This window comes from Clostridium sp., assembly GCF_036569345.1.
In the GTDB taxonomy this organism is placed as follows: Bacteria; Bacillota; Clostridia; order Clostridiales; family Clostridiaceae; genus Clostridium_AD.
On sequence record NZ_DATCQT010000041.1, the window covers coordinates 21,788 to 34,586 of the forward strand.

Annotated in this window: 8 protein-coding genes; all 8 read left to right on the forward strand. The window is 27.7% G+C overall.

Going from position 1 to position 12,799, the window contains the following annotated elements; genetic code table 11:
• Positions 1-267: 267 nt before the first annotated feature.
• The 8 genes from VIM70_RS03700 to VIM70_RS03735 all read left to right on the forward strand — a co-directional run bounded on the left by VIM70_RS03700 (position 268) and on the right by VIM70_RS03735 (position 12,740).
• Positions 268-540: a hypothetical protein gene (locus VIM70_RS03700; protein WP_331944233.1), complete on the forward strand. Its 273-nt coding sequence runs from the start codon at positions 268-270 to the stop codon at positions 538-540.
• Positions 541-1,215: 675 nt separating this feature from the next.
• The gene (locus VIM70_RS03705; RefSeq protein WP_331944235.1) at positions 1,216-4,350 is read left to right on the forward strand and encodes an Eco57I restriction-modification methylase domain-containing protein; all 3,135 of its coding nucleotides are present in this window, start codon (positions 1,216-1,218) and stop codon (positions 4,348-4,350) included.
• Between the two features lie 206 nt (positions 4,351-4,556).
• Positions 4,557-6,290, forward strand: coding sequence for an N-6 DNA methylase (locus VIM70_RS03710; protein WP_331944237.1), 1,734 nt, complete (start codon positions 4,557-4,559; stop codon positions 6,288-6,290).
• Between the two features lie 91 nt (positions 6,291-6,381).
• Positions 6,382-6,678, forward strand: coding sequence for a DUF5658 family protein (locus VIM70_RS03715; RefSeq protein ID WP_331944239.1), 297 nt, complete (start codon positions 6,382-6,384; stop codon positions 6,676-6,678).
• Between the two features lie 428 nt (positions 6,679-7,106).
• The gene (locus VIM70_RS03720) at positions 7,107-7,706 is read left to right on the forward strand and encodes a recombinase family protein (RefSeq protein WP_331944241.1); all 600 of its coding nucleotides are present in this window, start codon (positions 7,107-7,109) and stop codon (positions 7,704-7,706) included.
• A gap of 301 nt (positions 7,707-8,007) precedes the next feature.
• Positions 8,008-9,723 carry an ATP-dependent nuclease gene (locus tag VIM70_RS03725; RefSeq protein ID WP_331944243.1) on the forward strand — a complete coding sequence of 572 codons (1,716 nt, stop codon included), beginning with the start codon at positions 8,008-8,010 and terminating at the stop codon, positions 9,721-9,723.
• Positions 9,724-11,286, forward strand: coding sequence for a UvrD-helicase domain-containing protein (locus VIM70_RS03730; RefSeq protein ID WP_331944245.1), 1,563 nt, complete (start codon positions 9,724-9,726; stop codon positions 11,284-11,286).
• Positions 11,287-11,723: 437 nt separating this feature from the next.
• Positions 11,724-12,740, forward strand: a complete 1,017-nt coding sequence (locus tag VIM70_RS03735) for a hypothetical protein (protein ID WP_331944247.1) — start codon at positions 11,724-11,726, stop codon at positions 12,738-12,740.
• Positions 12,741-12,799 lie beyond the last annotated feature (59 nt).

A 12,799-nucleotide genomic window follows, 5' to 3' on the forward strand; every position in this document is an offset into this window, starting at 1 on the left:
AGAGGAGGATTTTTACAGTGTTTAAGCTTGGAGTTATGGACTTATACTATTTGAATGCACCCCACCTATGGATTTTGGAATTAGGTGGGTGCATTTTTATGGTTGGTGGGTGCACTTTTTAGCAGCACTATATAGGTGATTTTACTAAAATATGCTATAATTAATTGTATATTTTATATTGATTATGCAAGTTTGCTTGAATATTGCAGTGAAGTATAAATAGATCAAGCCTTAATAAATTTTATAAATTTAATGAAGGGATTTTTTATGAATAGTGATGAGCTGAAGAGTTTCAAAAAAATAGAAAAAACAAGAAGAATTAATTCTTTATATGATGAGTTTTTGGAAAATAGTCCGGTATGGATTTTTAAAGAATTAGAAGCTATTGAGTTTGCTAAACATTTAATCAAGAGTAATACAATATTCAAATTCTATAAAAGATATCAATTACATCCTGGCAATTTGGGAATGTGTGAGCCATATAAAGAAGAGGTAGTTTGGGTATTTGAAAATCATGAGGTGAATGACATTGTGACCTGAGCTCCGAAAACTTCTTTAATAGGAATGCTAATTACGATAAGGAATGTGCTTTAGATTTGTGAGCAATTATACTAAGATGTGTTAAGGTAAAATTCTGATGTGAAATATTCAGTATATTATAAAAAATGCACGGGTTGTGTAAAAAGGCCCTTGAAGTATGCAATTTTAGTCATATGTGCGAACTTATTTGTGGAAATGATTTAGAAATATTCCCTAACACATAACATGTTGAGTGCGTTGCGTTGATAGAGAGGAAATAGGCTGATATCAAAAGGTTTAGAGGAGTTAAGGTGAAAATTGATGTGTGTTTTATGTTCCCTCAGACGAGAGTTTGTGGGGGTTTTTAATTCAGGGTGTTACCCTCTAAATTGAGATTTTAGGGTGTTTTGCGTTAAGGTATAGAGATTTGCGAGATTGTTTAGAAAAAATGGGAAAGGCGACCCCCTCGTGATTAGGAAAGATAGATATAAATTAATGTTATACAAGCCGCTTCATGTATAGATCTGGTAAGAATAAAGGCAACAAACATGAAATTATTGGGAATGAATGTGGTATTGAGTAAATAAATTTTGTGAAACGTAGGAGCCTAGGAAGGTTTGCAGATGTAATTATTTTTAGGATATTGACTAAAATGTAATGGTAAAAAATATATTGGAATGATGAGGGGGATAAGTTATGTATACGAAAAAAAGTGCAAAAGCAAATATTGAGATTCTCATTAATGAATTTAAGCTTCATGAAAGTTATTATAACTCAAAAGAGTACAAGGAAGCGGAGACAAGACTTAATTTTATTGATAAATTTTTCGAGTTTCTTGGTTGGTCTGTAAATGGTATTATTGGAACTCATCCTAAAGAACAAGAAGTAATAGTTGAGAAAAGTGTAGATGACGAAAAGAGCATAAAATTCATCGATTATACGTTTCAATATAAAGGGAAAGTTCAGTTTCTAATAGAGGCAAAAAAACCATCTGAAAGCTTGAAAAATCTTGACCATATTTTTCAAGCAAAGTCATATGCGTTTACTGAGGAAATACCTTTTGTTATTTTGACGAATTTCAAAGAATTCAAATTATTTGACATTAGTGTTAGACCACTGCATAATCAGCCTAACACTGATTTAGTATCTGAATTTGATATAAGTTTCGAAGACTATATAGTAAATTTTGATAGTATATGGGACACTTTTAGCAGGGAAGCTGTTGTAAATAAATCTCTTGCAAAATTATATATCAAACGAAGGGGTCTATGCGAAGACAGTGAAATAATATTCAATTTAAACTATGCTCAAATAAAAGGACAATCATTACTTGACAAATCCTTTCTAAAAGATCTGAGAGAATGGAGATTGAAGTTAGCACAAGATGTTTTTGATAACAATCCGACATTTACTAAAGATGAAATTAATGAAGTAGTGCAAAGGACATTAGATAGAATTATTTTTATTAGAATTCTTGAGGATAGAGAGATAGAGGGTAATGAGCATTTAAGGGGAATAATTCATGATTTCCAGACGGGTAAAATTAAATCAATAAAAAATAGCTTGGATGATATATATGTAAATTTAAATAGTAAATACAATGGGTTGCTATTCCATCATCATGATTTATCAAATGAGGCAACTATAAATAACGAAATATTTGTTGAAATTGTTGAAAATGTATACTATCCAAATTCTCCATATAATTTTAAGATTATTCGTACTGAAATTTTAGGGAGGATCTTTGAACAATATCTTGGTGAGAGAATAATTATTGAAGATGATAAAGTAAGTTTAGAATTAAAAGATGAACTTAAAAAAGCAGGAGGGGTGTACTATACCCCACAATATATTGTAGAGAAAATCGTATACCAGAGTTTATCAGATCTGCTGTATTCCAAAGAATATAGCGAAATCAAAGAATTGAGAATTGCAGATATTGCATGTGGTTCAGGAAGTTTTTTAATTGAAGCATATAAATTTCTTATAAAATATCATGAAAATTATTTTCAATTAAAAAAGAAAGATTCACAAGAATATATTGACGCTATAAAATTAGAGATTATTTTTGAAAATAACAGTGAAGTTAAACTTACTATGGAGTATAAAAAGGTAATTCTTGAGAAGAATATTTTTGGTGTTGATATTGATCCACAAGCAATAGAAGTTTCAAAAATGAGTCTGTATATTACAATGCTAGAAGAAGGTTATATGGAAGGGATTCATCAACCAATATTGCCCGACCTAAATGACAATCTGATGAATGGAAATTCTATAATTAATTCAAATTATATAATTTGTGATGAAAGTGAAATAGAATATGAGCAGTTGCAGCTAGTGAATGTTTTTGACTGGGATACTATGTTTGAGGAAGTAATGGGAGACGGAGGATTTGATTGCATTATAGGCAATCCACCTTATATAAGAATTCAAACTTATGAAGAACTCTACTCGAGAAAAATTATTAATTATATAAAATGCAATTATAAAACAGCTGTAAAAGGTAATTTTGATATTTTTATTGTGTTCATTGAAAGAGCTTTAAGCTTATTGAAGGAAAAAGGTACGCTTGGATTTATAGTTATGAATAGGTTTTTTATTACGGAATATGGAGAAGCAATTAGAGAAATAATCTCAAATAAGCAATATGTTAAAAGAATAGTTGATTTTGGAAATGAACAAATATTTAATGGTGTTATTACATATACGTGCCTTCTATTTTTAAGAAAAGAAAAAACACCTTCTTTTGAGTTTTCTAAGGTAGGGGACTTAGTTAAATGGAAATCAGGAGAAGAGGAAATAAAGCAAATTAAATCATCACAACTTACAAAAAGACCATGGTTATTTATGGATGACAGCAAAGTTGATATTGAAAACCAATTTGAAAGTAAATGTTGCCATTTGCAAAAAGAGGTAGAACGAATCTTTGTAGGATTACAAACAGATTGTGATGAGGTTTATATTCTGGAAGAAGTTAAACGAGATGGAGATTTTATATATTGTAAATCCCAATATACAGGAGAGACTCATAAATTCGAAACAAGCCAGCTAAAACCATTTTTAAAAGGTTCGCTTGATATTAAGAAGTACTCACTAAAGGGTGAAAGGAAATGGCTTCTATTTCCATATAAAACAAGCCCAAAGTGCGAGCTTATTTCTGAAGAAGAATATCAAGAGAAGTATCCATTAGCGTGGGCATATATAAAGAAATGTGAAAGTAGGCTAAAGCATAGAAAAACAAAAGGTCAGTATATAAAAGATATTCCTGCTTTTAATATAGAGTGGTATGGACATATATATAAAAAGAATTTAACTAGGTTTGAACAGAAAAAAATTGTATTTCCTGCTATTTCAAAATCTAGTTGTTTTGCATTGGATGAGAAAGCTGATTTTTATTTTGTAGGTAGTGGTCCTGGTGGAGGCGGTGGGTGCGCAATAATTCCTAAAGACGGATCATGCTTTAACTACTATAATCTTTTGGGCATTTTAAATTCAAAAGTAGTAAGTTATCAAATTAAAATAAAAGGAACACCTCAATCTGGCGGATATTATGGAATGAGTAAAAGGAGAGCAGATGTATTATTTATACCCATTATAGACGAAAGTGACACAGAATCGATAAAAAAACTCCAACAAATTGAAACTTTGGTTAAGGGATTGCTAAAATTATATGAAAACATTAAAACTGCTCGAAAGGGATCAAACAACCATATAAAGTTATTACAGCAAGCACATACATTTGAGAGGAAAATTGATAGGTTAGTATTCCAAATTTATGGGTTTAATCAAGAGCAGATTAGTTTCATTGAGAGTAATACAGAGAACCTGTAGATGCTTGCTTAAATACAAGAAACTGAATGAAAAATAATGCAATTTTATAAAGAAATTGTATGATTAAAAAGCTTATTCTTGAATGAATAAGCTTTTTACAAATTTAATAACAAAGACATTGCAATTATTTCGATAGTATTATAAACTTATACAAAACTCAAGTTTACATATGAAAAAATAGTTTTAATGCAGAAAGGATTGAAAAAATGTTAAAAGAAAGTGGTGTACAATTTAAAGCTAAATTTATAGGATTTGTTGATAGTTATATAAAAGGTGTTATCGGACAAAATGCTTTCAGAAAATATCTGGTTACATGTAATGTTACACCTAAAAATATTTATACTGATAATATCGATTATTGCGAAAGATATAGAGAGGAATCTTATATTATTCATCAATTATTAGAATATATGGTATCTATAGGTTTTAATATTAAGGATATATTAAATAGCATTAATGAAATAGTGGAGTTTTATCCTTGGGTACATGATATTAGGTTTATAACTAATGGATTGGCAGATGATGAAAAAGGGTTTCCTTATTTGCTGCATGAATATTTAGAAGGTTTTTTCAAAATTAACAATCCGAGACAATATGGTGAATATTATACTCCGAAAGAAATGGTAAGTTTAGCATTAGAACAAATTGACTTAAATATAAACGATAAAGTTATTGACCCGTCGTGTGGATCAGGATTTTTTTTATTTTCTTATATTGAAGAGATTAATAAGTTAGGGTTAATTAAGAGTGAAGATGACATTAATAAGTTACAGGAGAGAGTTTTTGGCTATGATATTTTTCCTTTTGCAATTATTACAACTAAGCTGCTATTAGGATATCAGATATTTTCTATTTTTAAGAAAAAGGATAAGGTATTCAACTATAACAACATAAGGATTGTTAATACAATAGATACATTGAAGTGTAAATCAAATACTATGACAAAGAAACATGAAACAGATTTTGACTTTGTTCTTGGGAATCCACCATTTTTTAGAATTGATCCTAAAAATAAAAATAGTATATGTGATTGTGTAAGCTTTGGACATAATTATGCTCATAGCATTTTCTTGCACTGGGCAATACAAAACTTGAAAGATAATGGAAAGCTATGCTTGTTTTTACCACAGTCAATGCTATCAGGATATTACTACCAAAAATCAAGAAAAGAATTACTATCAAAGATGAGGTTACATTTAATAATTAGAAATAAAAATCATGAAAAAGATTTTGATGTTCAGCAAGATATTATAATTCTAATAGCACACAAAAGCAATAAAGAGTACAAGAGTTTTAGGATTGCTACTTCTCTAAATGATTATAGTGGGATTCAAACATATAGTTTGCCTTTAAAAATCACTGATAATAAATTAAATATTATACCTGTAATAAAAAATAATATTGAATTTGAGGTATTAAGGAAAATATCAAAATTACCATTGTTAAGATATATATATAAACTTAAAATGTCTACAGGTAACTATGTGTGGAATCAAAATAAAGATTTATGCATTACAGAAAAAACGGAGACTAGTATACCTCTGATTTCTGGACCTAATATTACTATAGAAGGAATTATATTGGAAATTGATAGAGCAAACAATATACCGTATTGTTTACCTGATAAAAAAAAATATATAAAAACGCATTATGCAATTTTATTCAGAAGAATGTCACCGATAGGGAATGAAAAACGAATGATTGCTGCAATCATTGATCCAAATGAAATCAAAGAGTATGTAGTTGAGAATCATGTTAATATAATAGAGTGTGAAAATAAAAGTTACTTAAATGACATTTTAAGACTAATTTCATCCTCCGATTTTAATATTTTAATAGATGCTTTTTGCCACACTAATCAGGTATCTACAAATGAACTAAAAATAATTTTTGAAATATTACAGAAAATGAGCAAGATGAAAAATGATAATATGAAATAATTAAAGGTCATATCTCTCTTAATTAGACTTTAATAAAGCGAAGCATTAAGTTATTAGACATTGTCTGTACTTCTAAATAGAGGTGATGGAAATGTCTTTTATTAGTTCATTAGTAAAAACAAGAGATTTGGATTCAATAAAGAAAAAATTAATTACAATATACATATTAAATGGGACAGATATTATATTTACAATTTTCCTAGTAAACACAGGTATGTTCATAGAAGTCAATGCTGTTATGGCACTACTTGTAAACAATAGGCAATTGTTTACAAGTATAATAGGTAAGGGTAATCCCAGTTCTGATATTGATGAGCGTATACAAGTGAATGAAAGATGTCACAGAAAGGCAGCTATACCAGTCAAACATTTATATTTTATGGCCTAGTAAATATATCCCATTGCAGTGAATGATTTACCTACGGATTCTCAAGCTCTTAATCCGGTATCAAGAGCAGTGATAAATGATACTTCAAGATCGTGTCCTTTGATGATTTCAAAAAACTTAATTTGTTCCTTTAAACTAAAAGGTTTTACTTCACTAACTTTATTCGGAGATGCCTGGGGTTTATAGCTTTTGTACTGGGATAGAAATTATTGACATTACATATTATGACAGTCTGAGTTAAAATCTATAACAATGTATCATAAGGTATACTTAATGGAACAGTATTGTCATTACCATATACCAACAGCTTGAATAGTATCAATAAGTTAAAAATGTATATTTGAAACGTTTCTAAAGTGTATTGACTATGTGAAACGTAAATTATATAATTAAAGTATCAAAAGGATGTTAGAGGAAGGATTGATACTATGAAAACTGTTGCATATTTAAGAGTAAGTTCAAAAGACCAAAATTTAGATAGGCAATTAGATGAAATTAAGAAGTTAGGGATAGAGGATAAAAATATATATACTGATAAACAGAGTGGTAGAGATTTTGATAGAATAGGTTATCAATATATGAAAAAAGGATTAGAAAGAGGAGACTTACTTATAATTAAATCACTTGACAGGTTTGGTCGTAGTTATGAGGAAATAATGAAAGAATGGAATTATATTACTAAGGCTATAGGTGCTGATATTAAGGTAATAGACATGGAGTTATTAGATACCACTAAACATAAAAATATTCTAGGTACATTCATTAGTGATTTGGTATTACAGGTATTATCTTTTGTAGCCCATCAAGAAAGAGAAAACATTAAACAACGTCAAAAGGAAGGTATTGCAAGTGCTAAAATTAAAGGTATAAAGTTTGGTAGGCCTAAATTAGAAGTTAATAGTGAAAATTTTGAATGTATATATAAACAATGGAAAGATGTAGAAATTAAAGCTGTTGAAGCTATACAGATGCTCAAGATGACTAAAGCTACATTTTATCGTAGAGTTAAAGAGTACGAAGGCAGATAGTGCATAGTGAAGAAGGGTACTTGTATAATGCAATTTAATAGGGTAATTGATAATTAAGAAGTGCAGGATAGCACTTCTTTTATTTTTGCAAGAAGTGTACTTAAATAAACCTTTTAATATTAAAGAATAGTTAAAGTAACATTGAGAATATATAGGAGTTTTTTACTTTTTTCTACAAATTTTGAAGGGTAATTATGGATGTTTGTTGAATTATGTAAATGGAACACTTATTATAAATTATAGATTTTAAGTGCGCTTAATGTCTATATTGTGAGGTTGAAATTATAAGGGAGATGATTTTATGAAATTTAAGAATTTACATATACAAAATTTCAGGAACTTTGAAGATGTAACCATAGGAATTGCTAATTTTAATATAATTTTTGGAGTAAATGACATTGGTAAAACCAATTTGTTATATGCCATTCGATTTATGTTGGATAGAAAGCATAGAATTTGTGGGTGTTTAGACTCTGATTATTATAAAAAAGATACATTAAAACCAATTATTATAACATTAATATTAGATATAGAGGATGAGGAAGATAATGATAATAAAAAAATATTTAATAAAATAAAAGGTGTATTAATGACTGGAGAAAAAGAATTATGCATAGAATTGCGTTCTGATTATAATGATGAACATTTGATTGGTGAAATAGAGATGCGATGGGGATCAACATTGGAAACACTTGAAACAATGCCAAGAACGCAGCAAAGTTTTGAAGTGGATAAAATTTTTAATGTTATTTATATTGATTCTTCAATACAAATGGAAAATGTATTTAATCGCTATACAAAATATTTATTTAGAAACGAAAAAACAGTTACAAAAGAAGAAAAAGATAGTCTTATAGAAAGCATAACAGATTTAAATAAGCATATTTCAGAAATTAAAAGTATTATCGAATTTGAAGGTAATATAAGTACTGAATATAAAAAATATCGTAATGAAAATATAAATATCAAAATTAAATCTGAAGTTGAAATGGATAATATATATTCTAAATTAGTTCCATATATGACTAATGGTGATGATATTACATATCCAACTTCTGGTGATGGGCGAAAAAAGATAATAGAATATTCTATACTTAGCTTAGAAAGCAGAGAATTAGAAGATCACAAAATAAATATATTTTTAATTGAGGAAATTGAAAATCATTTACATAGGTCTATGCAAATTTCTTTGTCATACCAAATATTTGAGGATAATCTATTTAAGTATTTATTTATGACAACACATTCATCTCAAATTGTAAGTAGAATGGACAATGTAAATTTAATCAAACTATCTTTAAAAGATAAAATAATTGGAAAATCATATTATTATAAGGTTCCACCTGAATATAAAGAGCTTAAAAGTAAATTAAATGAAAATTTATCAGAAGCTATTTTCGCTGATAATGTTTTATTGATAGAAGGACCATCAGAATCAATAATATTTAAAAGAATTCTTGAAACAGTTAATCATAAATATGAATGTAACGGAAATTACATATTGCAAGTAGATGGAATAAATTTTAAGGAGTATTATAAAATATTAGATTGTTTAGGTATTAAAATTATTGTTAAAACTGATAACGATTTGAAATTTAATAATACTGATCTAAATATAAATCTATTAGGTATTAATAGATGTTTGACACTAATAAAAAATGATAAAGTTAAAAATATAAAGTTTAAGAATATTACAACAAAAGAAGAGTATGAAAATAAAAAAATAAAATTACAAGAATATTGTTTTAAAAAATTATTTGCTGATAAGGTCAATATATTTAAAGAAAATAATATTTTTTTATCACAAGTGGATTTGGAAAATGACTTGTATGAAGTAATTCCAAAGGCATTAGACAAATTCATTTCTACACAAAATACTAGTAAATGTGCCATAGATTATTTGCAGCAAGCAAAGTTAATAAATATGATAGAATTATGTAAAAATCTGACCGCTGAAGATTGTAAAACAATTTTTAATAGTAGCTTATTTGAATGTTTAAAAAGGTTGGTGGAGTAAGTGAGACATATTAAAATTTCTGACCAATCTATTAGGGACGAGAGTTTAGAGACACAAGGTAATATAGTAATTAGTGCAAGTGCAGGCACTGGAAAAACTCATACAATTATTGAGAGAATTTTAAGAGATAATGAAAAAATCAATACATATAAAACATATGCAGCGATAACATTTACGAGAAAAGCGTCTAAAGAAATAAAAAATAGAATGGGAATTGGTATAAGGAATGGGTTTATAGGTACAAATGATAATTTTATTCTTCAAGAAGTTATTCAGCCATTTATAAGGGATGCTTATGGAGAAGAATATAACAAAAGACTTACACCCGATTTTTCTAATGAGAGAGCAAGTAATAGCTATTCTGAACTATTGAATATTGTAAAAAGTAATGAAGAAGGTTTTGTCTGCAAATATAAAAATCCTAAGAAAAATTTTGGTTTTGAGTTAGCTTTGAATATTTTAAAAGAATCTCACGTAGCTAAAAGGTATTTAAAATCGAAATATTTTAGGATATATGTAGATGAATATCAAGATTGCGATCAGGATATGCATAAATTTTTTCTTTATCTAAGCAAGATATTAGAAATACCTCTATTTTTAGTTGGAGATATAAAGCAGTCTATATATGAATGGAGGGGTGGATATCCAGAAGGTTTTAAAAATCTCATAAATAATGAGACAAGATTTTCACACTTTGAATTAAAGCACAATTTTAGATCAAATAAACAAATACAAAACTATTCCAATATTTTTATAGATGAGGTTAGATCATATTACACACATTGCGATAACATAGATGAAGTTAAGTATATAGAGCCTGGAATTGATGATAATGAAGAAATTTTAGACTTTATAAAATTATGGTGCGATAATAATAAAACAATTGCTTTCTTAGTAAGGAAAAATGTAGACGGAGAATCATTTGCAAATTATTTTAAAGAAAATAACATAGAAATGACTTACATCCCTCGTTCCCCTTTAGATGACCAAAGTCTGGAAAGTAATCATATATGGATTTCAAGATGTTTAGCTTTCTATTTATTACAAAAGAATTATAGTGAACATAGTTTCTATGATGAAATTCCAATGCCAGAAACCTACAAAATTAAAGATTTAAAAATAAGACTTGAAAGAATCAAGAGCATATGGATAGACAATAACCTACAAGAATTCCAAAAACAATGTATTGATTTATATATATATTTAGCAGACTCAATAGTAGAAGAAAAATGTAAAAAAGAAATACAAGTTCTTATTAATACACTCAGTGATTCTAAATATATAGTAACTTATAACCAACATCTATATAAACATATATTAACTACAATACATTCATCAAAGGGGTTACAATATGACCAGGTAATTATTTTAGCTGGAGACTATTTTTATGGTAATAAATTTGAAGAGCAATTGCATTACGTAGCGGTGAGTCGCGCAAAAGAAAAATTGCTAATTTTATTAAACAATGATTTATATTTGGAAAAAATATCTGAATGCATTACTAAGGTAAACGAGTTAGGATTTGATCTTAAGTCAGATGATTTATTAATAAAAGCCTTATAAAAAAGTAATCACCTAATTATACCTGAATAATTATTAATAAAATTTTATATATACATTCTTATTGATTTTTACATTTATTTATAATAGTGTATAAAGTGAAATATCATGAGCAGAAATGCTCTTTTTTTAGTTCATATAGGGTATACCGTAAACGAACGCGGCTGATAACCATCACATGAACATTGTACTGTAGTAGGTATACATATAAAATATTCATTTAATATATTGATTTCAAACGAATATTTTAATATAATAAATTTAGAGATGTGTTTACATGCAAACATCTTTCTATATCTGAGTTGGTTAAAAAGACCAAAGTATTATTAGACGAGAGGCAAAAGCATGGATTTATATGGATGAAACAACATATTTATACATTATATAACTAATGGTATGATACAATATTATATAAAAACAATACATGGGGGAATAATTATATGGCTAGAACAATATATTTTTATAATGTTGGAATATACCTGAACGAAGTATTAACAGATGTGTCATTGTTACATTTTATTGATAGCATTGACAAAATTCAGAGTAATAGATTTAGAGTTGTTAGAAAAGTAGATAAAAAAATATGTGCAATTTTTAAATTTATACCTCATAGCGAAAAAAATGTACGTGTAATTCCTATTGGGAAGTTTAGAAGGGATTTTAAACCATTTATTGGTGAGTTAGCTGAAGCTGGATTAGCACAAATTGATAAAGATGTTATAGAACTATTAACACTATATTATGATGATACTTACAAGCTCATGTGCATTCCGTACTCACAGAATGGATTAAAGGTGAAAGATATTCAAAACTATTTTAATACATATTTCCCCAACAAAACAAATATGTTATGGGAAATCAAATTTCATCCTGTTATTATAAACAAAGGAATAGAAAAAATTAAAAATTCTTCGCGAGTTAAAAGTTTATCACTGGAATTAAATTTGGATAGTACAACAAAAAAATTCATAAAAGATAGTACAACAAATGAATTCGGCTTTATTAAAGCTTTATCTACCTCTGTTGAGGAAGATTTAAGTGCTAATACATTAAAAATAGAATTTGGGGTTAAAAAAAAATCAGATACAATGCAATTGAACGCAATAATGCATTTAATTAGCTTGTTAAATTTGGATACAGATTACATATCAAAGTTAATTGTTACATATAAAGATAATACTACACAGGAAATGGATAACTTAAACTTAAAAGACTCAAATGCTTTATTAAAAGATAAAATATTATCTAATTCTAAAGACAAAAATCCTGCATTACAAATAATTAGTTTAGAAATTAAAAAGACAGTAGAAAAGCAATCCAGTAATATAATTAGAGCTTTTAGAAATTATTGGGTAAATGTAACAAATGATGTAATGCCTGATTTAGTATTTGATCCCTATGAAGAGAATAGAATAGAATTAAAAACCAATATAGAAAACGAATTATCTGAAAGTTGAACAATATAGCTTAAATTGAGTAATATAATTATTGAAAGTATTTTTTAATATGGAGGTGT

Bases quoted from the DNA above. Each gene is read 5' to 3' on its own strand.
- VIM70_RS03700 (WP_331944233.1), top strand. From the start codon at position 268: ATGAATAGTGATGAGCTGAAGAGTTTCAAAAAAATAGAAAAAACAAGA.
- VIM70_RS03705 (WP_331944235.1), top strand. From the start codon at position 1,216: ATGTATACGAAAAAAAGTGCAAAAGCAAATATTGAGATTCTCATTAAT.
- VIM70_RS03710 (WP_331944237.1), top strand. From the start codon at position 4,557: ATGTTAAAAGAAAGTGGTGTACAATTTAAAGCTAAATTTATAGGATTT.
- VIM70_RS03715 (WP_331944239.1), top strand. From the start codon at position 6,382: ATGTCTTTTATTAGTTCATTAGTAAAAACAAGAGATTTGGATTCAATA.
- VIM70_RS03720 (WP_331944241.1), top strand. From the start codon at position 7,107: ATGAAAACTGTTGCATATTTAAGAGTAAGTTCAAAAGACCAAAATTTA.
- VIM70_RS03725 (WP_331944243.1), top strand. From the start codon at position 8,008: ATGAAATTTAAGAATTTACATATACAAAATTTCAGGAACTTTGAAGAT.
- VIM70_RS03735 (WP_331944247.1), top strand. From the start codon at position 11,724: ATGGCTAGAACAATATATTTTTATAATGTTGGAATATACCTGAACGAA.